Genomic DNA, 23,086 nt, shown 5'->3' with positions numbered 1-23,086 from the left:
GGTAAATTTAAGGTGAGCTTAAGTCGTGCTTAAGTTGGTCGCCGTTGCTTTGTAGCCGAACCGTGAACAACAACGATATGGAGGTGCAGGCAACAACAGACAAACAGGGTATACAGACCATGACCATCGGCGCCCTGGTCGGGGTGCTGGCGCTGATGGCCTACCTGTTCATCGGGTCGCGCAACGAAACCCTGGAAGTACAGAAACTGCTGACCCTGAAAGTAGAGCAGTTTGCTGCCACGCAGACCAAGCTGGATTCGATTTCGGGCGTACTCGACGCTAAAATTACCGAAGTCCGGCAGTTGGGTGGCAGCGTTGCCGAACTCGAACGGATCAAACGGCAGCTCGAGACCGACAAGAAACGCCTGAAATCTGACCTGAGCTTTTCCAGCCAGCAGTACACCCTGAAAATCAGAGATTACCAGAACTTCCTGGCGCAAAACGAGCTGACCCTGCGGAAGCTGCGGGCCGAAAACGGGTCATTGGCCGAACGAGCCTTGTCGCTGGAGCAGGAGAAAGAAAGCATTCTGGTCGAAAACCAGGGGCTGAAACACGACAAGGAGGTACTGGCCCGGGCCGTAGTCGATTACTCGCTACAGAATGCCGACCTGAAAGACAAGGTCACCCTGGCGTCGGCCCTGAAAGCGGTCAATATTGACGTATCGGCGGTGGCTTCCAACGGCCGCGAACGCCGGGATAGTCCCTACCGGGCCTCGCGCATCGACCGGCTCAAGGTAGCCTTTATCCTGCCGACCAACCCGCTGGCGGTGCAGAACAACAAGGACATTTATTTACGGATTCTGGATGCCAACGGCGCCGTAATTAGCGAAAGCGGCATCGGAGGCATCCTCTTTACCGACGGGCGCGAGATTGGGTACAGCATGCGCCAGACGGTATCGTACGAAAACAACGACCAGCGGGTGGCTATGCTGTTTCGGCGGGACAATCCCTACAAACCAGGCACCTATACGGTTGAGTTATACGCAGAAGGCTTCCGGATCGGCGACAGCCGGTTCGAAGTCAGGTAAGTCCGCCGGATCAGTCCAGCGGCAATTATCCACCAGACCAGCCACACACTATGTCAACGTTACGAAAATGGATCGCTCACCTATCTCCTGTTTTACACACCCTTGCCGAACCGCTTGCTGATGCTGCCCGGTTTCTTTACCGCCGGTACCGCCAGTTTCCGGTAGCCTATGCCGCCCTCAGCTATTTATTTTTGACTATGGCGTTCAGCTTTTATCCGGTCATGGATCACTGGCTGACGGGGTTTATTATGATGAGCCTGCCTCTGGCCATCCTTTGCGGCCTGGTGGCCAGTATCTACCTGCTTTATAAACGGCAGCAGATGGTTGCAACGGCCGGACTAATCTGGGTCGTTTTTTCATTTCTGGTCGTGAAGCGAATGGTTGGCATTCGCGGGGGCGATCTGGACATCAGCCAGGCCCCTACCCTCAGCGTACTGAGTTTCAACAGCGAAACCTTCCCGACAGGTGCGCAGGGCGGCTTCGACGCGGCCAAACTCACCGCCGATATTGCCTGCTTTCAGGAATATTCGCCCAACGCGCACATCGAACGCCAGTACACGGCCACGATTCAGAAACTGAACTGTTTCGACAATGACCGCGAAGTGGGGCTGGCCCTGTTTTCCAAATTCCCGATCGTTAACGAGTACGGCCGGATCTGGAGCCGCCAGCAGGGGCCCGATATCAACGGGTTCCTGTGTGCCGACATTGCCTACGGGACAGATACCATCCGGGTCGTGAATGTGCATCTGTGGTCGATGGGCGTACGGACCAGCCAGGCCGTTACCGCGCTGAAAGCAGGACAGCTGGGCAAGTTTTCGTTCGAAGTCCTCGACACCTTCCGTCGACTGAAAGAAGGGTTTGAGAACCGTAACGAGCAGCTCAAGGAAGTAGAGTCGTACGTGGCGGGGAGCCGCTATCCGGTCATTATCTGTGGCGACTTCAACGAAATTCCCATCGGCTACTCGTACGGCAAGCTAAGCCAGAACTTCCGGAATGCGTTCGAAGAAGCCGGCCAGGGGCTGGGTTTCACCCTGAACCGGCATCCGTATTTCGCCCGGATCGATCAGCAGTTTGTCAGCTACGACTGGCATATCAAAACCTGTCAGACCCTGTCGGGCGTGTCGTTCTCCGATCATTTTCCCGTACTGGCTCAGTATGTGCTGAAAAAATCAGCAACCGCATCGACCCCGGTGCTGGCCCAGAACCGCCCCCGGTAGTAATGAGTCAGACCGAATCTCTGGTAATTTATTTAGACTTGCTACAAATAAGACCATACTGTATCTTTGTCTCAGCAATGTACAGTCATGGAAAGTAACGTACCCGTCTCGTATCAGGAAGTATTCAGCACCGACAAAGGCGTCGTCTATCAATGTGACCGGACCAACCGCCTGATTTTATCCTTCTGGGGCTCCACCACACCGCTGTCGGCGCGTGACTTTGCGCAGTTTCGGCGGATGGTCAGTACGGTCAACGTGCACCAGATGGCCCTGAGCACCGACACCGCCGACGACGTAGAAATCCTGACCATTCCGCGTTCGGAGCGTTGTTACGTACTGACGCTCTGCGAAGTGATTCACCTGCGCGAGCTGCTCAACGGCGCCAGCCTGATGCTGGAACTCAACAGCATGCTGCGCGAGTGCGGCTGTGCTACCCTCTCTACACTCGGCTAACTTTTTTGCGGAGGATTCGTTAATTAAGTACTTTACAGCCTCAGCAATTTTTACAGTCAGGTAAGTTAACCAAAGTCTCACCAAACGTACGCCCAATGAAAGATCTGGATAGGCTCCGCACGTTGATTAAGGAACCCGTTGAACTGGTTTTGAATCAGCAGATAAAGATGGAAATGGTGTCGTCTTCCAAATACCTGGCCATGGCTGGCTGGTGTGACCGGAACGGATACGATCATAGCGCCGGATTCTTCTACAAACAGTCGGAAGAAGAGCGCAAACACGCCATGAAACTGTTCCATTACCTGTGCGATCAGGGTGCCACGGCCTACTCCCCCGATGTGCCGCCGGTAGGTCAGGAATTTGATACGCTTCGGTCGGTTTTCGAGTCGGCCCTCGATCAGGAGATTGCCGTAACCGACTCCATCAACCGGATTATCGGCGTCTGCCGGCGCGAAGGCGATTACGCCACCGAGGAGTTGATGAAATGGTACGTAAAAGAGCAGGTCGAAGAAGAATACATTGCCCGGCGGTGCCTGGAGCTGATCGATCAGATCCCGGCCGACCAGGTCTATTACCTCGACAAGAAACTGGCCAGCGTCACCTACGACGAAAATCCGTTCGAAGACGAATAGGGTCAGCCAGCCTGGTCATACAACACAACCACAGCGTCCCCGCATCGGTCTATGACTGGTGCGGGGATGATGCGTTCAGGGGCCTGCCACCTGTACCGACCTGTGTTATGAATTCCACCGGAAGCCGGCCGGTACGAATCGAACCTCCCGCACGGGTTGCCCCGCAAACTGCAGCCGCACCACCATTGAACGGGTCCGTTTCAGCTGGGCAATCAGCTTCTCCCCGGCATCGAAGAAAACGATATTGGCCCGTCCGTTAGCAGCCGCCGAAAGCGCATAGGCAACGGGTGGTTTGCCATCGAACTGAATACGGGCGCTCCCGTTCTGATAACTCCGGGTAAAGGTTCCGTTGGCCGCTTCCAGATAGGCGTAGGTGTTGCCATTCGTTTGCCGGATGGTCAGCGTAACGGCCGAGCCGCCTGTATACGGATAGCCAAACTGCACTGTGTTGTTCGACGTCAGGGTCGCTTTATAGACCGAACTCCCCGTCGGACCGGGCGTTTTTTCGTACCGCCAGCCATCGGCCAGCACCCGGTAGCTATGCGCTCCGGCAGCGGGTACGACCAAACAAACCAGATAAACAACCAGCCATCGAACCGTCATAACGCCCATGTTTAGTCCATCGATTCTACACTACTCGCAGCAGCGATTTTTGTTTCGGTCGCCCCACGACGTTACCCTGCCGACGACCGTTACACGCTAACGCGTACTGACTTTACTCAACGGCGACCATCATCATAGAACGCCCTCCGGCCTCTATGGTCTGTTTCCAAAGTTTGCGGTCGGCCTTATCGATGAAATACCGGGATTTACCGTTGCTGATCTCGTCAGTGACGTCTACCACCCAGACCGCCCTCGTACCAACTTTCCGGCTCGTATAGGTACTGCTGCTTACTTCGTTTACCGACGCCGTGATGACGCCTGTTTTGGCGGAGGGGTTGTAATCGTAAATAGCCAGTTTCTGGGTAAACCCTTCTTTCAGCGGCAACCAGCGAATCAGAAGCGGGTAGATATTGCTGTCAAAATAGGCCGCTCGGGTCGTATCACTGATGCGCGTAGTTTTCCCCAGCCGCTTATCGGTATAAAATCCAGTTACGACCCGATCAAAGTCAAGTACCATATCCCGCTGTGCGTTGTAGGAGACATGGCGGATCGGCTTCAGGGTGGCTTTCGCACAAATCGACGAATCGACCCAGGTTCCCTTCATCCCTTTCATGGTTACGGTCGTAATCAGGGTCAGTTGGTCTTTACTGTCTACGACCTGGCTGGTCACGCTGCCCAGTTCAAAGGCAGCCGTATCCCGGATCACGTACCAGGTCATAGCGCCGGTTTCGGGTTTTGCCCACTTCGTTTCGTATGCCTGCCGGGATGGCACCAGCTGAGCCGGACAGCGTATAAATGAGCCCAGACAGAGGGCCAGGAGTAAATAGTTCATAGCGCACCAGTGATTAGATTCTCGTGTAAATCACTGGATTGCCGGCTGGTGCCGAACCATTATTTGCACAGAAGGAAGTAAATGAGGATTAGTGGCAGGCAGCGATCAACGGCCCGATTGCTGGTCGGCAGGCCACCCCGGATGAACTATGGTACAGAAAAACGCAGACCAGCGGGTGGCAGACTTCAGAACGACCAGGCGCCTTATGCCCTGCTCCCTATCGCAAACGAACCCGGCATTTGCAGCCATATGGGTGCTCCGCTACGCGGTTATTTATTGAGTAAACGGGACAAGTTGCTCAGTAACAATGCCGTTCTTTGTGCCACTATATTTATTATGGTGTGGATAGAAACGGAAAGCCCGGTTGTCATCGAAACGACCGGGCTTTTTATTGGCCAGCCTGACCAGGGGATTGATAACCAGTATCGTAGCCTGGCGGCTATGCAAACGGGCGCGGGTACCTGCACTGGCTCTTCTTACGGCAGTTTGGCAGTGTCGACCAGCTGCGGGAGCCAGACCCGGAACCTAGAGCGCTCATCGTAGGTATTACCAGCCGATGCAAAGTCACAAAGGTGCAGTGAGACCGGCGGTACGGCCCGCTCCAGATGCGACTCGACCGCAAACCGGGCGGTATACTGAACCCAGAACGCCGGGTTTGGGTCGGTCACGGGCTCAAGAGCTATAAATCCATCTTTACCCACCAGCGGGTTGAGCGGTTCGTCGATGCTGAGTTTGTCGAGCCGCGAATCCCGGGCCAGCACCAATGGGCCGCGCACAATGGCAACGTGTTCGGCCAGCGGCCCCTGCCGCACCAGCCGACCCCGCATATCGAGTCCGAGGGTGATCACATCGGTGGGGCTCCAGCGTCGGCGGATGGTGGCAAACTGACCGCTTGGTACGGCGTCTACGGGTTGTCCGTTCACGAGCAGGGTCGTTTCGGCGCTCCAGGCCGGAACCCGAATCCGCACCGCCAGTTCTTCGGCTTTGGGCAGGTCCAGCATCAGACGAACGGTGCCGGAGTCGGGGTAGGTTGTCTGCTGCCGCACCGCGGCCTGCTGCCCGCCGGGTGTCAGAAACGAGTAGCGCCCCGGCACAAAGAAATTGACCGACGGCCCGTCGGCCCCGGTCATCACCACCGTAGCGGGCAGGGTAAACAGCCCCCGTGGTCCACTCGCCACGCAGCAGTTGAGGTCCATTCCACACTGCCCTTCGCCTTCCAGCCGCTGCCCCGCCAGTGGCGAATACTTGGCCCAGTCGGCGCCGTCGGGCTGCATAGCTCCGAGCAGGGCGTTGTAATAGCTTTGCTCGATGGCATCGGCGTATCGGGCCTCGCCGGTGAGCCGCAACAGCTGCTGGCTGAGTTTGATCCAGGTGACGGTTACGCAGGTTTCCTGATAGTGGCGAACGGGCAGCGTTTGCAGGTTTTTACCGCCGAACCAGACTTCGATACTGGCTCCTGACCCGGCTACGTTGATCTCCGTATTGCGAATATTTTCCCAGGTTTTCTCGACCGCGTCCCGGTAGGTCTGGTTGCCCGTCAGGCGGTACAGCTCCAGCAGCCCTTCGTAGCACGACATCATCTCATACGCCTTCTGCCCCTGCTCCCACCCGAATGGAGAAGCCGGTTTGGGAAAGCGCCGGGCCACATCCTGATCCGCTTTGCCGATCAGCTGGGGACCATCGGGCGTTTCCCACTGCCGAACAATTTCCTGCGCAAAGTCGAGGTAGCGTTTGTCGCCGGTACGGACGTACAGCTGGGTGATCGGTTCCAGCACCGAACTGGCCGCCATGCCGCGGTGATTTCCTTTTTTCACCAGTAGCACGTTCTTTTCTACCAGTTCCCGCATGAGGTGATCGGCCAGTCGGCGGGTGGCCTGCAGGCTGCGCGTGTCTTGGGTGAGGTCGTAGTAGGCCAGCAAACCCAGCATACAATATTTCCGGCCCCAGATGTCCCACTGTTCGAGGTGTTTGTCGGGGGCGTAATTTCCGATATAGCCGTCGGGGGTTTGGGTGGCCAGCAGACCGGCCACGGCTTTATCCAGCACGGCTTTCAGGCGGGGTTCCGGACGGTATCGATACGCCTGTACCGCCGAGGTGAACCACTTCCCCCAGAATTCACTCTGCCATTTGCTGACTTCGGTACGGCTCCGAAACGGCGCAATCAGATGCTCGACGTCCTGCTCCAGAATCCGGTGTTCATACGACGCATCGAGCCGACGACCCAGATACCCGTCTACCCGAACCGCATCGGCCCACCGGAGCTGATCGACCACGACCGGACTCACCTTCGACTGAGCCGACCCGACACGACTGCCGACGGCCAGCCCCACCACCAGTACCCAAAAAGACAACCGTATAGCCAACAACATAAGACAACCAACAAGACCAGTCCCTATGTCAAAAGCAACCGGTCCCATCAGCCTACTTTACGAGTATACCACTGCATGCACCGGTCCGGTTCTGTGCAAGGACGCGCAGTCTCCGCCGTGGTCTGTGCGGTTGTGCCGAAACCCAGGCGGGTTCAGGAATTTTTGTTGGCGTCGGCGATGAGGCTCTCTTCGCCCCAGCCCTCATCGATACGCAGGTCGGGCGCACTCCGGTCGGCCTGGATGACCCGCTCCAGCTCTTCCATCGACTCGCGGGCCGCGCTGACGTACTCGTCTTCGTTGCGGATGGCCGAGAGTCGTTTTAAGGTCCGCTCGTCGTGGGTAAAGAACGTTCTGGCGGCCCGTGTGGCTTCGTGGGCGCGGTAGCCGAGCAGCGTAAGCGCGTCGACTCCCAGCCGCAGACTCGTGTCGAGGGTTTCGCGGTAGATGTGCAGCATACCGGCATTCATCAGGTCGTACGCATCGTAGCGATTGGTAGACCGGACCAGGATGTGTAGATCGGGGAAATGCTTCTTGATCGTTTCGACCAGTTCGAGCCGTTTTTCGGGGTCGTTGATAGCAATGACAATGATCTTGGCTTTGCCCGCGCCCGCTATTTCCAGCAGGTCGTGTCGGCTCGCATCACCGTAATAGACCTTGAAGCCCATCCGGCGCAGCCAGTCCACGTTGTCGCTGTCGATGTCGAGAACGGTAGTACCTACGTTGTTGGCCTGTAGAAACCGGCCTACTGTGTTGCCAAAGTGGCCGTAGCCCGCGATGATGACCGGGTTGTCGCCGTCCTCCACGTCGCTCTCGCGGGTGTCGGCTTCCCGAACGCCCAGTCGGGGCAGCAGCAGCTTCTCGTTCAGGAGCATGACCAGGGGCGTAAAGGCCATGCTGATGGCCACTACCGCCGTCATGATATCCGTCAGCTCTTTCGGCAGGATTCCCTCCTGGGTCGTAAAGCTGAACAGCACGAACGCAAACTCACCCACCTGACACAGGCCGAAGCTGAAGATCAGATTCTGGTCGGTCGAGAGGGTGAACGCCTTGCCGATGCCCAGCAGCACCACCAGCTTACAGACCATCACACCTACAACCAGACCAAGGATCAGCACCGGGTTGGCCATAATCAGGTCAAAGTCGATGGAGGCCCCGACAGCAATGAAAAACAACCCCAGCAGCAGCCCTTTGAAGGGATCGATATCGCTCTCCAGCTCATGGCGGTACTCGCTGTTGGCCAGCACCACCCCCGCCAGAAACGTACCCAGCGCCGGACTCAGTCCTACTACCGTCATCAGCACCGCAATACTTACCACCAGCAGCAGAGCTGTAGCCGTAAACAACTCCCGCATGTTGGTTTTGGCCACGATCCGAAACAGCGGGGGCGTCAGGTAGCGCCCGACGATAATAACGGCCGCTACGGCACTCAGCACCGCAATCGGCTGCGCCCAGGCGGGCAGGGCGTCGAGCGGGGAAGCACCCCCGTGAGCACCGCCTTCGGTACCGGTGGCGGGTGCCGTGGCCAGCAGCGGAAACAACGCCAGCATCGGAATGACGGCAATGTCCTGAAACAGCAGCACGGCAAACGAGCCCTGGCCGGCAGCCGTCTGCATCAATCCTTTTTCGTTGAGCGATTGCAGCACAATAGCCGTCGACGACATCGACAGGATCATACCCAGCACCAGCGCCTGCTTCAGGTCAACACCGGCCAGCACAGCCAGTCCCGTCACCACCGCCGACGTACCGGCAATCTGTATACCACCCATACCCAGAATCGCCTTGCGTAGTCGCCACAGGCGCGAAGGCTCCAGCTCGAGCCCGATCACGAACAGCATCATGACCACCCCGAATTCGGCGAAGTGCATGATATCGGTGCCTTCCTGCCCAATGAACTGCAGGCAGGCGGGCCCAATGAGCACCCCGGCCAGCAGATAACCCAGCACCGAACCCAACCCTATTTTTTTGGCAATAGGGACCATAACAACCGCTGCGGCCAGATAGACCATAGCCTGAAAGAAGAAGCTTTCCTGCATACAGAACGAGAGTAAGTGAGTGGCGTACTTATATAGGCTGGCGGCTCAGATCGGCCAGCAGATCATTCATATACTGTACCTGTCCGTAGGCCTCGGGCGTGATACGCTCATCGGCCAGGGCCGAGATCATCAGCCGAAACTCCTCGCTATAGGCCAGCAGCTGCTCGTCGGTAATCCGGTGCGTCTGGTGAATGACAAAGGGCGGCAGGTAGCTCATGTTACAGCGAACGGCCGTCTGATCGAACGGATACAGCAACTGGTTGATCGTATAGCGGTTAAAGCCCGTAGCGCTGTACGCTTCCCGGCTTCCTCCGCACGAAATGACATTCATCATTTTTTTTCCGACCAGAGCCCGGCCCTGCGAACCGTAGGCCCAGTTGTGTTCCAGCACCAGATCGAACCATTGCTTGATAATGGCCGGGCTGCTGTACCAGTAAAACGGGTGCTGGAGAACAATAATGTCGTGGTTCAGCAGCAGCCGCTGCTCCCGGTCCACGTCGATATACAGGTCGGGATACCGTTCGTACAGGTCGTTGACGGTGACATTATTCAGGCTGGAACAATGGCGGATCAGGGCGGCATGCACCCTGGATTTGCTCAGGACCGGATGGGCAAACTGGATTAACACTCGTGCCATACTGTCAAACGCTACATGGAGGATCTGTTGGCTACACAACCCAAGCCCGCTTCAGATAATTCATCTGCCCGCCCGACAAGCGCAACCAGGCGGCTCTTCCGGTCAGCAGCCCCTCAGCAGATACTGGCTTCTAAAGTAAGCGCGAATCAGGCTTCTGGCCAACGACTTACGGCCTGCCATTCAGAAATTTAAAGAAAGCACCGAAAACAACTTATGCTGGAATGGTAATTATTAAAATTTTTTACAAACTATTTGTACCTTATGGACGCAAACGACATATCGTATAAACCTCCATGAAAAACTCGCTTCTTGTTCTGGCGCTGCTCGTTCTGTGCCGCATCGGGTACGCCCAGTCTTCGTCTGGTAAATCATACGTCATCATTGGATACGTAACCGGTGAAGGCTGGACCAAAGAGCAGATCAACCCGAACAAACTGACCCATATCAACTACGCCTTTGCCGTACCGGCCCAGAACGGCGAACTGGCTCCCCTGACCGCCCGCGACTCGGCAAATCTGGCGGCACTTACCTCGTTAAGAGCCATCAACAAAGACCTTAAAATTTTGCTTTCCATCGGCGGCTGGGGCGGTTGCAAATACTTCTCCGACGTGGCCCTGACCGACCAGGCGCGCCAGAAATTCACGAACAGTGCCGTATCCCTGCTCCGCAAACACAAGCTCGACGGTATCGACATCGACTGGGAATACCCGGCGCAGGTCGGAGCAGATAATATTTACCGGCCAGAGGACAAACAAACCTACACCCTGTTGCTGAAAGCCCTGCGCGATGGACTCGACCAGCAGGGCCAGCAGGATCGGCGCACGGGCGCAAACCACTACCTGCTGACTACGGCTACCGGCGTCGATACGGCTTTTGTAAACCATACCGAGTTGGGCAAGGCCCAGCAGTATCTTGACTACGTCAACATCATGACCTATGACATCTACCACGGCAATGATAAAGTAACGGGCCACCATAGTAACCTTTACCAGTCGAAAACCGGAAACCAGTCGCGCAACAGTAGTGCCGACGGGGTAGAAGGCCACATCCGGGCGGGGGTGCCGGCCAGCAAAATTGTACTGGGCATCCCGTTCTACGGGCGGGGCTGGGCCAACGTAGCCAACAAGGACAACGGCCTGTACCAGCCCTCAACCGGTAAGCATTCGTTTATCAGCTACGATAAGCTGGTGGCCGATTACATCAATAAAAACGGCTTCGTTCGCTATTGGGACAAGGAGGCCATGGCCCCCTACCTCTGGAATCCAAACACCCACGAGTTTGTTTCCTACGCCGACGAAGCATCGTTTGTGCCTAAAATAGAGTACGTCAAGACGAAGGGGCTGGCCGGGGTTATGTTCTGGGAATACCTCTATGACCTCCAGCAGGATAAGCTGCTCAACAAGCTCTCCGACGGATTTCTTAAAAACAGGAAGTCGAAGTAACCAGCCGCAGCTAAAAGCCCCAGGGCCCGGTTCATTCGTTCTTCCGAATGGCATAGCAGCAGCCCGACCTTTCTGAAAGGTCGGGCTGCTGGCGTTACTACCTGATAATTAATGGGCCGGGTTTGGCCTGCTTATGCCTCGGTTTTCGGTCGGCAGGTCAATTCGTACTGGCTACCGATCGAATCAACAGCAGGTAACAGGTGACGAAAAAGCATTATAGTAGTATGTATATGTACAGGACATACATTCTACGATCCAGCTGATAATCACTTGTTTCGTTCATGCGCTTTTTTATTCTTGTTTGGCTGGCTACGCTTACCGCAGTAGCCCAGACACCGGTTATTCGGCTTACCCCCTACGCCACGGGCCTTTTTCATCCAGTCGATCTGACGTCTATCGATGCCACTACGTTCCTGGTAGGCCAGGCTAATGGCCAGGTCCGGCTGATCAGCAACGGCGTCCTGAACCCAACTCCTTACCTCGACATTAGCAATCTGGTGCAGGATCTGGAATACAACGGCATCTTTGGCCTGTGTCTCCACCCCAACTACGCGAGCAACGGCTATCTGTACATCCAGTATTTTCGAAAGTCTGACAAAGCAGGGGTAGTAGCCCGGTACACCCGCCATACCACCGACCCCAACCGGGCCGATCCGACCTCAGCGCTGATTATCCTGACCATTCCCTATCCGGGCGAGGGGCACCGGTCCGGGCGGATGGCTTTCGGCCCCGACGGCTACCTCTATATCACCACCGGCGATTCGGAACGGGGCGACCGGGGCTCGATCGGCGACCCGAACGGCTACGCGCAGAACCTGCAGAGCCCCTTCGGAAAACTGCTGCGTATCGATGTCAACAGCGGCTCGCCCTACGCCATTCCGCCCACCAACCCCTACGCCAGCCCGACCGATGGCGTGCCTGACGCTCTCTACGCCCTCGGACTGCGAAATCCCTGGCGGTGGAGCTTCGACCGGCTCACCGGCGACCTTTGGATTGCCGATGTGGGGCAGGACGGCTGGGATGAGCTCAACTTCATGCCCGCTGGGGCTTCTGCTCCGCAGAACTACGGCTGGCGGTGTTACGAAGGGTCGCATCCCTATATCAGCACCGGCTGTACCAACACGGCTTCCTTCGTAACGCCCCTGCTCGACTACCCCGCTTACAACAATAATGGCAACAAAACCGCGTCCATCACGGGTGGTTTCGTGTACCGGGGCAGCCGTTACCCGTCGCTCTACGGCTGGTACGTTTACGGCGACTGGTCGCAGGGAACCATCTGGACGCTACGCCGGAACGCAGCTACCGGAACCTACCAGAACGTGACTCAGGCGGCTACCGTAGCGAACCTGGTTTCGTTCGGCGAAGGCACCGATGGGGAGTTGTACGTACTCTCATTCCTGTCCGGCACGATCTATCAGGTCGGGACCGATGCCATCAGGAGTGTGCAGTCCGGCAACTGGCACGACCCCGCCACCTGGGACTGTACCTGTGTTCCTACGGCCAGTCGCGATGTAATCATTGCCAGTACCCACCGGGTCACCGTAGGGCAGGCGGCCCCGCTACGGTCGCTGGTGCTACAGGGTACCCTGTCCTTCCTGGCTGGTGGTGTACTGACCTATCCTTACGAATAGACCGGCACTAGCTCAGTATATTCCGGCAGAACTCGACGCATTTTTTCACCTCCGCCACCGAGTTCGACCCGGCGGGAATCTGATATTCCAGCTCAACCGTGGCCGGGAAGGTGTATTTCTGCTCGCGCATCAGTTTCAGCACATCGGTGAGGGGGGTGTCGCCCTGTCCCCACGGCAGATTGCCTTTGCCATGCGCCGGGGTTTGTCGGTCTTTGATGTGCATACTGGCAATGCGGTCGTGTTTCTGCCGGATCAGGCCCAACGGATCGGGCTGACCAGCGGCCAGGTAGTGACCCAGGTCGAAATTCATCGCATTTCCCGGCGACTGTGCCAGGGCGGTGTCCCAGAACGTAGGCGTTTGCTGTTCATGACCGTGGTATCCCACGCGTATCCCGTGTTTTTGGGCCATCTGCCCCAGCTTGAGCGTATGCGCATCGTTGGCCGGGTGTTCGAGAGTAACCTGATTGGCACCCAGTGCTTTGGCTGCCCGCATGCCGTAGTCGATCTCACCATCGCTGCTCTGCATCCCGAAGGCATCCGGCTTGAAGCCGTAAATGCTTACCCCTGCCTGTTTATACATCTTCCGCAACTGCTCGAATTTGGCCATCGGTGCCGACAGTCGCCATTTGGCCATCTCGGCCCGGTAGGCCTTCATCTGGCTTTCGGCTTCGGCCAGCGTCTTCTGCTCGTCGTCGGTAAGCGGCTGATTTTCGCGACGTTTCCGCATTAGCGGGAATACCGCCCGCATATCGACCGAATTTGTCGGCGCGCCGACGAACGACTCGGCCGGACCGCCCATAAGCTCGATAGCGCTGATGCCCGAGTCGAGTACGTATTTGAGCGTAGCCTCGGCACTCTGATCGGGCATTTCCCGGAACGAGTACGTAATTACCCCAATCTGTACCCCACCCATCATGGAGTTAGGTTTATCGCCCAGACTCCGGATGAGCGCAGGGGCTCCGAACAACTTACTGCTTCCTATCACCGCTCCCGAAACGAGGGTGGCGGTTGTGCCCAGAAAGGCTCGGCGTGTTTGATGCGTTTTCATAATAAGGGTTCCTGGTTTAGCAATCGGTTTGCCGCTAAAAGGCTGACGCTATCACACACATACTTTTACGACCCCGCCCGAGCCCGGCACTTTCGTAACGACAGCCACTCAACAGCCCATGTATCTACACTACACGCCCACCTATTGCGGGGGTATACATACCAGAACAATAATCTATCCGTTCAATAGATCTTATTGACATTATATTTACATTAATTAATATTTGTACATAAAATATTACTTTTTCAATTTTTCTTAAACCTCAAATTAACCAAATTATGGCAGCAGGAATTAACATTGGTATTACAGCGGGGCTGGAAAACCAAAATCCACAGGTTAGTGCATCGGGTACGATTATGCACATTATCACCGATCAGGAGCGGGCTCAGTTCGGCATTACCGACGGGCCATTGAAGCAGGCGGTGGCGGCCTATTTTGGCCAGGCTCCCGACGATGCTTTTCTACACAGCCCTACCCCCTGGGGCGACCTGTACGCCACTTACGGATGGCCTCAGGTGCAAACGGTACTATCGGTGCTCAACGCTCAGATACTGGGCATCACCTCGCAGCCCGTCATTGTCGGCACGCAGGAGTTCAGCAACCACAGTAGTGTTCGGGGTAGCTTCACGGTAGGCGTTTCGCAGTCGGTCACCGACACGGTAGAAACCAATTGGTCGAATACCTACGGCTTTGAAGTAGGCCAATCGATCAGCTACGGGATTAACATTCTGGGCGCGCAGGCCGAAGGCGAAACGTCGTTCTCGTTCAATGCCTCGTTTGGGCAGGGCGGTTCTGAGAGCAGTTCGACCACCATGGGTAATGAGCAGGCCGTTACGGTCGAGCTGGACCCCGGCCAGAGCGTCATTGCCCAGCTGTCGGCCAGTAAAGGGTCGATGCATGTACAGGTGCAGTATCAGGTATCGCTCACCGGCGTTACGGCCGTGAACTACGGAGGTACCTTCAAGGGGCATCACTTCTGGGCCTTGCCGATCAACAATGTGATGCAGGCTGCCAATTTGCAGACCACCTACCAGATAACCGAGACGATCGAAATTGGCTTCTTCACCAACGGTAAAATCGAGTTGGTAGACCCGTCTACGAAGCATGTTCTCGAAACGCTTGACCTAACTACGCAGTCGGCCGACCTGGTAGCTGCCTGAGCCAGCGCCGATCAGTATCCAGAGCACGTTGACCCGGCGCACCCGAACACTTGTTCGGGTGCGCCGGGCTTTTTTGTGTCGGTATATCATAAGTAAGGTAGCAGCGCTTCGAGTCCATCCTTGCGTCGATTAACTTGCGTTCCTATTGAGCAGGTCGGCCAATGTATCGGGCCGATCAGACACTGCTTTCGGACACATGAAACACCCTCTTCAGATTGGCGTAACCGGCGGCATTGGCTCCGGCAAGAGTATGGTTTGTCGGGTATTCAAAGCCCTGGGCGTTCCGGTATACGAAGCCGACGAACGAGCCAAATGGCTTACCGAACACGATCCCATCCTGAAAGCCGATATTGTTCGGGTGCTGGGCCCGCTGGCCTACGACACGCGGGGGCGTTACAACCGGGCCTGGGTGGCCACGCAGGTATTTGCCGATCCGGCGCGGCTGGCTCAGCTGAATGCCGTCATTCACCCGCGGGTGCTGTCCGATACGGTAGCCTGGGTTGGTCAGCATGCCAGCCAGCCGTACGTGATCAAAGAAGCCGCCCTGATGCGGGCCGCGGGCGATGGTAACTCGCTCGATAAAGTAATTGTGGTTCAGGCTCCGGTAGCGGTGCGGATCGAACGGATACGCCAGCGCGACCCGCACCGCTCCGACGACGAGATTCAGCACATCATCCGTCGGCAGATCAGCGACGACGAACGGCGACAACTGGCTGATTACGTACTTGACAACGACGAGAGCCGGTTGCTGCTCCCCCAGATCCTGTCGTTACACGCTGTTTTTTCGGCCCAATCAGCGGTTTAACCACTTTGCCGGCGTAAGTTGAGGGATATTGCCCCCTGCGTCCCGGCCTAAACAGATCATTTACCCCAACCAGATAACACCGGATTATACACCAGCCTACTGGTACACTGATGAAACAAACGCTACGTATTATGGCTGCCTGCGCGGGCAGCTTCCTGCTGGGCGCCTTCGTAATGGCCCCCGATGAGCCCCGAAAACCAATCACTGCCGACATGGCCGACATAGCTAGCCGACTGTTTGGCCTTGATTTCACGGCAGCGGAGCGCGACTCCATGCTGGCTAACCTCAACGACCAGCGTGCCGATTACGACGCGCTTCGCAAGGTTGACTTGCCTAATGAGGTAGCTCCGGCCCTGTATTTCAACCCCCAGCCAACGGGGTTCAAACTACCCACCGGTCCGTCGTCGTTCAGTGCATCGCCCGCCGGTAAGCTTACGCTGAACCGCAATGATCTTCCTTATTACACCATCGGCCAGTTGGGCTACCTGCTGCGGACCAGGCAGATGACGTCGGTCGAGATGACCACCTTTTTCATCGAGCGGCTCAAAAAATACAACCCGACGCTGTTCTGTGCCATCACCATCACCGAAGACCTGGCCCTTCAGCAGGCCCGCCGGGCCGATGAAGAGATCCGGCGCAACCGGTTTCGGGGGCCGCTCCATGGTATTCCGTACGGGGTAAAAGATCTGCTGGCCAAACGGGGGTATAAAACGACCTGGGGCTCGGTACCGTATAAAGACCAGACGATCAACACCGATGCTACGGTAATCCGGAAGCTCGAAGAAGCAGGTGCCGTTCTCTGCGCCAAGATGGCCGTAGGCGAGCTGGCCTGGGGTGACGTTTGGTTCGGCGGTATGTCACGCAATCCGTGGAAGCCGGAAACGGGGTCCAGTGGTTCGTCGGCAGGGTCGGCATCCTCGGTATCGGCGGGTTTGTTTCCGTTCGCAATCGGCACCGAAACCCTGGGGTCTATCGTATCGCCTTCTACGGTCTGCGGGACAACGGGTCTCCGCCCAACGTTTGGGCGGGTTAGCCGGTACGGAGCTATGGCGCTGAGCTGGAGCATGGATAAGATCGGCCCCATTGCCCGAACGGTTGAAGACTGCGCGCTGGTGTTCAATGCCATCTACGGCCCCGACGCCAATGACCCTACTGTGGTGACGGCTCCGTTCCGCTATGCGCCCCTGACCTCGCTACAGGGAGTTCGGATTGGCTACGTGCGGAAAGCCTTTGCCAGCAACTACCCCAACCGCGCCAACGATTCGCTCACGCTGGCGACCCTGCGTCAGCTGAAGGCGGAGCTGGTCCCTATCGATCTGCCCGACGACGTGCCCCCCGGCCGGATCTCCTTTGTACTGGGCGCAGAGGCAGCCGCGGCTTTCGATGAGCTGACGCGCTCGGGGCGTGACGACCAGATGGTCCGGCAGGTCAAAAACGCCTGGCCCAACGAGTTCCGGTCGTCGCGATTCATTCCGGCGGTGGAGTACATACAGGCCAACCGGGCTCGTACCAAACTTATCAATGACATGGCCAACGTTCTCAAAAATGCCCGGATTGACGTGTACATAGCACCCACCTACGCAGGCGGCAACCTGACGCTGACCAACCTGACGGGCCATCCGTGTGTGGTACTTCCCAATGGTTTCACCAAACAGAACCTGCCAACCAGCATCACCTTTATGGGTCAGTTGTATGAAGAAGGCAAGCTGCTGGCCGTTGCCAAAGCCTACCAGGACGCCACCGCCTGGCACAAAAAGCACCCAGCTTTGTAGAGACGCGATCCTTCGCGTCTCCTTCGCGTCAGCCATGAATTGTAATTACAAGACCTGCTGACGCGCAATTATACCATCCGGACATGAGACGCGAGGACCGGTGCGCCGGTCCGATCGCGTCTCTACGAAACTTTTTATATTCCTACTAGTTTAGTAGAGAAATAAAACAACACAACGTTATGAAGCGAATCATGCTGGTAGCCGTCCTGCTGACGGCTATGATCGGCTGCGCACCCCGGGTAACGGTAGATAGCAACAGCCGCGTAAATTTCAGTAAATACCGGACCTATGCCTGGATGGATTCAGACATTAAAGCAGGCAAAAACCCCCTCTATTATAATCAGTTAGCCACCGAGAGCGTAGAGAACACCTTAAGCCGGGTGCTGTCGGAGAAAGGCCTGAAACCGGTTCGTTCCCGTCCAGACCTGCTGGTTGGTTACCATTTTTTCGTAGAGGATAAAACCCGCACCGTGGCGACTCCCACGTCGCCGTTCTACGGTCCCTATCTGGGTTGGGGCCGCTGGGGCTATGGGGGCTGGGGACCTGGCTGGTGGGGCTGGGGCGGTCAACAGTATACCCAGGAGCAGTACCAGGCCGGTACGGTCGTGGTCGACATGGTTGACACCCGGACTCGTCAACTGGTATGGCGCGGATCGGTTCAGAACGCCATCGGTGACCCCGCCCGCATTGCGGCTCAGCTGACCAAAGAAGTCGAACGTATCGTTGAGAAATTCCCGGAGCGAAAAAGTTAACCTCCGCCAAAGGCGTTACCAACCATATAGTAAGTAGTCTTAAAAGCCGTTGTCGCCGACAAAAGCGACAACGGCTTTTTTGTGTGCGGCTTTGCCGACCGCCCAACCCGTATCGACATGATGACTACTGTATTTGACCTTGCCCAACAACGCCTGAATAAACCGGTTATCGATCAGCTGAGTACGCATCTGGGCGAAAGTTCACCGGCTATCAGCAAGGCCGTGCTCGGTGCGTTACCAACGGTATTAGGTCAACTGACACAAAGCATAACGGAGCCGGGAGGCTACAGCCTGCTGACCGACATGATAAAGCAGGTCAACTCGGTAATGCCCCCCGCCGGAGACGATGAGTCAGAAGACAGCCTTTTAGGGATGCTGAGCGGCAGCAGCGGTCAGCTAAACAGGTTGCTGGCAACCGGCTCTTCCATTACAGCCAGTCTCTTCGGCCCAACCGCCGACCTACTCATCAATTCGCTGGCGGAGTATAGTTCCGTTCGACCATCATCTGCCGCAGCAACCCTTAGCCTGACCAGTTCGGTCTTACTGAGTGTGCTGGGCAAACTAACCACCAGCGAGCCGTCCGTACTGACCCGCTCCGACGGCGGTAGCCTGCAGGCCGCCATGCCCGCTGATTTTCTGCTTTACCTGCGTACTATTCCGGGTCTGACATTTATGGATAGCCCGGTCGCTACTGCCGCCGAATGGACGGGTAGTAGTGACCGGGCTACGCTCGTATCCTCAACTCGTTCGGAAGACGTGCTGCCCTATTTTCAGGCGCACCCACAGGAGGATAAGGGAGGTCAGTGGCTGCCTTGGCTGATCCTGCTCCTGGGGTCCGCTCTATTTGTTTTCATGGTCAGGGCTTGCCGACGCGACAATCCGACCGACTACCACAAGGTATCGGGGTACGCGCCTTCATCGTGTAGCTGCCTGAGAGCGGCCTGAACCGTCGGCTTGTCATCGGGATAGGTCACTCCAAACCATTCTGACTGACTGCGGAACACTTTGCAGCGGCCCGTTTCGGTCTGGATCAGATTGGTCATCACGGTTGGAATATAAAACTCGGCTTTGGGCGAGTCGATGTTGGCGATAGCGTAACTCTCGAACTGTTTCTGTACCAGCGGAAATACGCTGGGCTTGAACCCCCAGAAGTTCATCGACACCGGCGTATCGGGCGAGAGGGGCGTCCGGTCGTCGTTTTCCTCAAAAACAATCCGCCGGCCAGTGGTTTCCTGCTCTTCCTGGTAAATTTTGGTCCGTTCGATAACCGATGCCAGGTGGCCATACGCATCTACCGTACAAACGCCCCGCGAAACAGATCCATTTTCAGACAGGGTCTTCTGCACTTCGTAACCAACCATGGCGTGTAGATCATCTTCGGTGTCGGTGGCCAGAAAGTTGCCGATCAGCTGAAAAGCCTCAAGCCCGTAAAAGTCGTCGGCGTTGATTACGGCGAAGGGCGTAGTCGTGTGCTCCCTGGCGCATAACATGGCATGGCCCGTACCCCAGGGCTTGGTGCGCCGAACCTCACCCAGCTCCTCGGGAACGTAGGCACCCAGCGATTGAATGGCGTAGTCTACCTCGATTTTTCCCGCTAATTTTTTCCCGAATATCTCGTCGAAGTCGTTTCGTAATTCCTCCCGGATAATGAAAACGACCTTGCCAAAGCCGGCTCGGATGGCATCGAAAAGCGAATAGTCAATAATCGTTTCGCCATGCGGACCAAACTGATCGAGTTGTTTGATTCCGCCATAACGGCTGCCCATACCGGCTGCCAGAATTAAAAGGGTAGGTTGCATCAAAGTGGTCAATAGTGGCAACGCTGCGCGCTACCAGATGAATAGTATGCTTCTGGACTGAATGATTACACGGCCAAAGGTACAGAAAACCCCTTTAGCCGCTTACCATGATTTGTGGCAACGGCCTGTCGACGGCGTTGGGCAGCCTGCTCCGCCGGTGACGCCTGCTCTACAACCGGCCCGGATCGGACTGTGTTTGACTTCTACCCCTATGCTGGCCTATTTATCATCTTTTTATAAAATTTAATCTGAACAATATTCAAGTTTTATAGTTGTTAGTATAAATTTGTGCACAACAATAGTTGTCATAACAACTACGCTTCACCAACAAAAGCCCGACCCTCCCGGCTGATTCCAGACAACCCATCAGCCGGGAGGGGTCGGCACCACCGATATGCCTTTCTATCACTCACTCGGTCAGATACCGCCCAAACGGCACACGCAGTTTGAGAAACCGCCTGGTCAGTCAGGCAGTCCAGGCGGCTTGTACTACGAGCAGCTTTTCGGTACGATCGGTTTCGATGGCATGTCGTCGCTCCTCTACCATGTTCATCGCCCAACGATGGTACGCGACGTGCTGGGCAGCGTAGATATGACGCCCAAACTGGCCGTCGAGAAAAATATTATGGCGCGGAAACTGATCGGGTTTGACGCCGAGCCAGCCGCCCCCGCCGATCGCGACGACTACCTTGGCAGTCGGATACCCCTCTTTGTCAACAAAGACCTGCTCGTTGGGGTAGCGGCCCCGCGCCAGTCGCTGACCGACTATTTCTACAAGAATGCCGACGCCGACGAGCTGCTGTTCGTTCATCGGGGCACCGGAACGCTTCGCACGCTGCTGGGGCAAATCCGGTTCGGCTACGGCGACTACCTGGTTATTCCGCGCGGCATGATCTACCAGATTTCGTTCGATACGCCCGAGACGAGGCTGCTGTACGTAGAATCGCACTCACCTATCTACACCCCCAGGCGCTATCGGAATCACTTCGGGCAGATGCTCGAACAGGCGCCCTTCTGCGAACGGGACATCCGCCGACCACAGGACCTTGAAACACACGACGAAACGGGCGATTTTCTGATGAAGATCAAAAAGCAGGGGACTCTGCACTCGCTCGTATACGCCACGCATCCGTTCGATGTAGTTGGCTGGGATGGGTACAATTATCCCTATGCCTTCAACATCCAGGATTTTGAACCGATTACGGGGCGGGTTCACCAGCCCCCGCCGGTCCACCAGACCTTTCAGACCGACACGTTTGTCGTTTGTTCGTTCTGCCCACGCCTGTACGATTATCATCCTAAGGCGATTCCGGCTCCCTATAACCACTCGAATATCGACTCCGACGAGGTCATCTATTATGTAGACGGCGATTTTATGTCACGCAACGACATTGCTCCGGGTCATATAACGCTGCACCCCGGCGGTATCCCTCACGGGCCTGCACCGGGCGCGATGGAGCGAAGTATCGGCAAACGGGAAACGGTCGAGTATGCCGTAATGGTCGATACGTTTCGCCCCCTGATGCTGACCGAACAGGCGCTCCGCATCGACGACGGAAAATACTACCAGTCGTGGCTGGATGCTTAGGCGATGCAAGGGGTTGGCTGGCGCTACCATTAGCTGACGCATGGGAGACGGGAAGGCCGGCTGACGAGAACAACGGCTGACGCACAGGAGACGCGAAGGCCGGGGCGCCGGTGCGATCGCGTCTCTACATCACATCAACAAACGATCATGGAAACACTAGACTATGTAGAAACAGCTGCGGCTGTTGACTTTCTGCCACTGAATGGTACGGATTACCTCGAACTGTATGTGGGCAATGCCCGGCAGTCGGCCCATTATTTTCAGACCGCGTTCGGGTTTCAGCCCGTGGCCCATGCCGGCCTGTCGACGGGACAACGCGACCGCGAATCGTACGTGGTACAGCAGGGTAAAATCCGGCTGGTACTGACCTCACCACTCCATGGCGATTCGGACATTGGCCGTCATATCGATCAACACGGCGATGGCGTTCGGGTCGTAGCGCTGTGGGTCGATGACGCGACAAAGTCCTTCGAGGAAACGACCCGACGCGGTGCCCGCCCGTTCCTGGAGCCCACCCGCGAGCAGGACGACAAGGGGTATGTTGTACGATCCGGCATCCATACCTACGGCGATACGGTGCATCTGTTTGTGGAGCGTAACGACTACACAGGCGTGTTTCTGCCTGGCTACGAAGCCTGGAACCCGACCTATCGCCCGGCCGACGCGGGTCTGAAGTACGTTGATCATATGGTAGGCAATGTGGGCTGGAACGAGATGAACCAGTGGATGCAGTTCTACCAGGATGTGATGGGCTTCCAACAGCTCGTTAGCTTCGACGATAAAGATATCTCGACCGATTATACGGCGCTGATGAGCAAGGTAATGAGTAACGGCAACGGCCGGGTCAAGTTTCCGATCAACGAACCGGCTGAGGGCAGGAAGAAATCGCAGATCGAAGAGTACCTCGACTTCTACGGCGGGCCCGGCGTTCAGCATATTGCCGTGGCTACCGACAACATCGTTGATACCGTACTGTCCCTCCGCGACCGGGGCGTCGAGTTTCTGACCGTACCCGATACCTACTACGACACCCTGGCCGACCGCGTTGGCCAGATCGACGAGGAAATAACCACGCTGCGCTCACTGGGCGTACTCGTTGACCGCGACGACGAGGGGTATCTGCTCCAGATTTTCACCAAGCCCGTTTGCCCGCGCCCCACGCTGTTTTTTGAAATTATTCAGCGCAAGGGGGCCCGTTCGTTCGGAAAAGGCAATTTCAAAGCCCTTTTTGAAGCCATCGAACGGGAACAGGCGCTGCGGGGAACGTTGTAATTTTAGCGATGGA

Annotated in this window: 20 protein-coding genes; 13 read left to right on the top strand and 7 right to left on the bottom strand. The window is 56.5% G+C overall.

Features of this window, described 5'->3' with window-relative positions; translation table 11 throughout:
- The first annotated feature begins 62 nt into the window (after nucleotides 1-62).
- The 4 genes from FBR45_RS22490 to FBR45_RS22475 all read left to right on the top strand — a co-directional run bounded on the left by FBR45_RS22490 (nucleotide 63) and on the right by FBR45_RS22475 (nucleotide 3,330).
- Complete coding sequence (locus FBR45_RS22490; protein WP_246082348.1) at nucleotides 63-1,028, top strand: hypothetical protein; 966 nt, start codon at nucleotides 63-65, stop codon at nucleotides 1,026-1,028.
- A 50-nt stretch (nucleotides 1,029-1,078) separates the two neighbouring features.
- Nucleotides 1,079-2,245 carry an endonuclease/exonuclease/phosphatase family protein gene (locus tag FBR45_RS22485; protein WP_138506543.1) on the top strand — a complete coding sequence of 389 codons (1,167 nt, stop codon included), beginning with the start codon at nucleotides 1,079-1,081 and terminating at the stop codon, nucleotides 2,243-2,245.
- 87 nt (nucleotides 2,246-2,332) lie between these two features.
- A complete protein-coding gene (locus tag FBR45_RS22480; RefSeq protein WP_138506541.1) occupies nucleotides 2,333-2,698 on the top strand; it encodes a hypothetical protein in 366 nt (121 codons plus the stop codon).
- Between the two features lie 95 nt (nucleotides 2,699-2,793).
- Nucleotides 2,794-3,330, top strand: a complete 537-nt coding sequence (locus FBR45_RS22475) for a ferritin (protein ID WP_077921523.1) — start codon at nucleotides 2,794-2,796, stop codon at nucleotides 3,328-3,330.
- Between the two features lie 105 nt (nucleotides 3,331-3,435).
- Here FBR45_RS22475 and FBR45_RS22470 read toward each other — a convergent pair whose 3' ends face one another.
- The 5 genes from FBR45_RS22470 to FBR45_RS22450 form a co-directional block, all read right to left on the bottom strand.
- On the bottom strand, nucleotides 3,436-3,933 hold the full coding sequence (locus FBR45_RS22470; RefSeq protein WP_138506539.1) for a hypothetical protein: 498 nt from the start codon (nucleotides 3,931-3,933) through the stop codon (nucleotides 3,436-3,438).
- A gap of 112 nt (nucleotides 3,934-4,045) precedes the next feature.
- Nucleotides 4,046-4,765, bottom strand: a complete 720-nt coding sequence (locus FBR45_RS22465) for a DUF3108 domain-containing protein (RefSeq protein WP_138506537.1) — start codon at nucleotides 4,763-4,765, stop codon at nucleotides 4,046-4,048.
- A 476-nt stretch (nucleotides 4,766-5,241) separates the two neighbouring features.
- Nucleotides 5,242-7,134 (bottom strand): glycoside hydrolase family 127 protein, encoded by a 1,893-nt coding sequence (locus FBR45_RS22460; protein WP_138506535.1) that lies wholly within the window; start codon nucleotides 7,132-7,134, stop codon nucleotides 5,242-5,244.
- A gap of 152 nt (nucleotides 7,135-7,286) precedes the next feature.
- The gene (locus FBR45_RS22455; RefSeq protein ID WP_138506533.1) at nucleotides 7,287-9,167 is read right to left on the bottom strand and encodes a monovalent cation:proton antiporter-2 (CPA2) family protein; all 1,881 of its coding nucleotides are present in this window, start codon (nucleotides 9,165-9,167) and stop codon (nucleotides 7,287-7,289) included.
- Between the two features lie 28 nt (nucleotides 9,168-9,195).
- Complete coding sequence (locus FBR45_RS22450; RefSeq protein WP_138506531.1) at nucleotides 9,196-9,804, bottom strand: NAD(P)H-dependent oxidoreductase; 609 nt, start codon at nucleotides 9,802-9,804, stop codon at nucleotides 9,196-9,198.
- A 293-nt stretch (nucleotides 9,805-10,097) separates the two neighbouring features.
- Here FBR45_RS22450 and FBR45_RS22445 point away from each other — a divergent pair, with 293 nt between their 5' ends.
- Nucleotides 10,098-11,246: a glycoside hydrolase family 18 protein gene (locus FBR45_RS22445; RefSeq protein ID WP_138506529.1), complete on the top strand. Its 1,149-nt coding sequence runs from the start codon at nucleotides 10,098-10,100 to the stop codon at nucleotides 11,244-11,246.
- Between the two features lie 281 nt (nucleotides 11,247-11,527).
- Nucleotides 11,528-12,877: a PQQ-dependent sugar dehydrogenase gene (locus FBR45_RS22440; RefSeq protein ID WP_138506526.1), complete on the top strand. Its 1,350-nt coding sequence runs from the start codon at nucleotides 11,528-11,530 to the stop codon at nucleotides 12,875-12,877.
- Nucleotides 12,878-12,884: 7 nt separating this feature from the next.
- Here the strand turns inward: FBR45_RS22440 and FBR45_RS22435 are convergent, their stop codons facing one another.
- Complete coding sequence (locus FBR45_RS22435; RefSeq protein ID WP_138506524.1) at nucleotides 12,885-13,925, bottom strand: sugar phosphate isomerase/epimerase family protein; 1,041 nt, start codon at nucleotides 13,923-13,925, stop codon at nucleotides 12,885-12,887.
- A gap of 278 nt (nucleotides 13,926-14,203) precedes the next feature.
- Here FBR45_RS22435 and FBR45_RS22430 point away from each other — a divergent pair, with 278 nt between their 5' ends.
- The 5 genes from FBR45_RS22430 to FBR45_RS22410 all read left to right on the top strand — a co-directional run bounded on the left by FBR45_RS22430 (nucleotide 14,204) and on the right by FBR45_RS22410 (nucleotide 19,359).
- Nucleotides 14,204-15,085: a follicular epithelium yolk protein subunit gene (locus FBR45_RS22430; RefSeq protein ID WP_212748647.1), complete on the top strand. Its 882-nt coding sequence runs from the start codon at nucleotides 14,204-14,206 to the stop codon at nucleotides 15,083-15,085.
- Nucleotides 15,086-15,281: 196 nt separating this feature from the next.
- Nucleotides 15,282-15,890, top strand: a complete 609-nt coding sequence (gene coaE / locus FBR45_RS22425; RefSeq protein ID WP_138506521.1) for a dephospho-CoA kinase — start codon at nucleotides 15,282-15,284, stop codon at nucleotides 15,888-15,890.
- Nucleotides 15,891-16,000: 110 nt separating this feature from the next.
- Nucleotides 16,001-17,662, top strand: coding sequence for an amidase (locus FBR45_RS22420; protein ID WP_138506519.1), 1,662 nt, complete (start codon nucleotides 16,001-16,003; stop codon nucleotides 17,660-17,662).
- Nucleotides 17,663-17,841: 179 nt separating this feature from the next.
- On the top strand, nucleotides 17,842-18,414 hold the full coding sequence (locus FBR45_RS22415; protein WP_138506517.1) for a DUF4136 domain-containing protein: 573 nt from the start codon (nucleotides 17,842-17,844) through the stop codon (nucleotides 18,412-18,414).
- Nucleotides 18,415-18,531: 117 nt separating this feature from the next.
- Nucleotides 18,532-19,359, top strand: coding sequence for a DUF937 domain-containing protein (locus FBR45_RS22410; protein WP_138506515.1), 828 nt, complete (start codon nucleotides 18,532-18,534; stop codon nucleotides 19,357-19,359).
- Here the strand turns inward: FBR45_RS22410 and FBR45_RS22405 are convergent.
- A complete protein-coding gene (locus FBR45_RS22405; protein WP_138506513.1) occupies nucleotides 19,302-20,213 on the bottom strand; it encodes a nucleotidyltransferase family protein in 912 nt (303 codons plus the stop codon). The two genes, FBR45_RS22410 and FBR45_RS22405, sit on opposite strands and share 58 nt — an antisense overlap.
- 394 nt (nucleotides 20,214-20,607) lie before the next feature.
- Here FBR45_RS22405 and FBR45_RS22400 point away from each other — a divergent pair, with 394 nt between their 5' ends.
- The gene (locus tag FBR45_RS22400; RefSeq protein WP_138506511.1) at nucleotides 20,608-21,801 is read left to right on the top strand and encodes a homogentisate 1,2-dioxygenase; all 1,194 of its coding nucleotides are present in this window, start codon (nucleotides 20,608-20,610) and stop codon (nucleotides 21,799-21,801) included.
- A gap of 147 nt (nucleotides 21,802-21,948) precedes the next feature.
- A complete protein-coding gene (gene hppD / locus FBR45_RS22395) occupies nucleotides 21,949-23,073 on the top strand; it encodes a 4-hydroxyphenylpyruvate dioxygenase (RefSeq protein ID WP_138506509.1) in 1,125 nt (374 codons plus the stop codon).
- Nucleotides 23,074-23,086 lie beyond the last annotated feature (13 nt).

Source organism: Spirosoma lacussanchae (genome assembly GCF_005870035.1).
GTDB lineage: Bacteria > Bacteroidota > Bacteroidia > Cytophagales > Spirosomataceae > Spirosoma > Spirosoma lacussanchae.
This window is presented reverse-complemented; position numbering and strand designations above follow the sequence as displayed.

Bases quoted from the DNA above. Each gene is read 5' to 3' on its own strand.
- FBR45_RS22485 (WP_138506543.1), top strand. From the start codon at position 1,079: ATGTCAACGTTACGAAAATGGATCGCTCACCTATCTCCTGTTTTACAC.
- FBR45_RS22480 (WP_138506541.1), top strand. From the start codon at position 2,333: ATGGAAAGTAACGTACCCGTCTCGTATCAGGAAGTATTCAGCACCGAC.
- FBR45_RS22475 (WP_077921523.1), top strand. From the start codon at position 2,794: ATGAAAGATCTGGATAGGCTCCGCACGTTGATTAAGGAACCCGTTGAA.
- FBR45_RS22470 (WP_138506539.1), bottom strand. From the start codon at position 3,933: ATGACGGTTCGATGGCTGGTTGTTTATCTGGTTTGTTTGGTCGTACCC.
- FBR45_RS22465 (WP_138506537.1), bottom strand. From the start codon at position 4,765: ATGAACTATTTACTCCTGGCCCTCTGTCTGGGCTCATTTATACGCTGT.
- FBR45_RS22460 (WP_138506535.1), bottom strand. From the start codon at position 7,134: ATGTTGTTGGCTATACGGTTGTCTTTTTGGGTACTGGTGGTGGGGCTG.
- FBR45_RS22455 (WP_138506533.1), bottom strand. From the start codon at position 9,167: ATGCAGGAAAGCTTCTTCTTTCAGGCTATGGTCTATCTGGCCGCAGCG.
- FBR45_RS22450 (WP_138506531.1), bottom strand. From the start codon at position 9,804: ATGGCACGAGTGTTAATCCAGTTTGCCCATCCGGTCCTGAGCAAATCC.
- FBR45_RS22445 (WP_138506529.1), top strand. From the start codon at position 10,098: ATGAAAAACTCGCTTCTTGTTCTGGCGCTGCTCGTTCTGTGCCGCATC.
- FBR45_RS22440 (WP_138506526.1), top strand. From the start codon at position 11,528: ATGCGCTTTTTTATTCTTGTTTGGCTGGCTACGCTTACCGCAGTAGCC.
- FBR45_RS22435 (WP_138506524.1), bottom strand. From the start codon at position 13,925: ATGAAAACGCATCAAACACGCCGAGCCTTTCTGGGCACAACCGCCACC.
- FBR45_RS22430 (WP_212748647.1), top strand. From the start codon at position 14,204: ATGGCAGCAGGAATTAACATTGGTATTACAGCGGGGCTGGAAAACCAA.
- coaE (WP_138506521.1), top strand. From the start codon at position 15,282: ATGAAACACCCTCTTCAGATTGGCGTAACCGGCGGCATTGGCTCCGGC.
- FBR45_RS22420 (WP_138506519.1), top strand. From the start codon at position 16,001: ATGAAACAAACGCTACGTATTATGGCTGCCTGCGCGGGCAGCTTCCTG.
- FBR45_RS22415 (WP_138506517.1), top strand. From the start codon at position 17,842: ATGAAGCGAATCATGCTGGTAGCCGTCCTGCTGACGGCTATGATCGGC.
- FBR45_RS22410 (WP_138506515.1), top strand. From the start codon at position 18,532: ATGATGACTACTGTATTTGACCTTGCCCAACAACGCCTGAATAAACCG.
- FBR45_RS22405 (WP_138506513.1), bottom strand. From the start codon at position 20,213: ATGCAACCTACCCTTTTAATTCTGGCAGCCGGTATGGGCAGCCGTTAT.
- FBR45_RS22400 (WP_138506511.1), top strand. From the start codon at position 20,608: ATGCCTTTCTATCACTCACTCGGTCAGATACCGCCCAAACGGCACACG.
- hppD (WP_138506509.1), top strand. From the start codon at position 21,949: ATGGAAACACTAGACTATGTAGAAACAGCTGCGGCTGTTGACTTTCTG.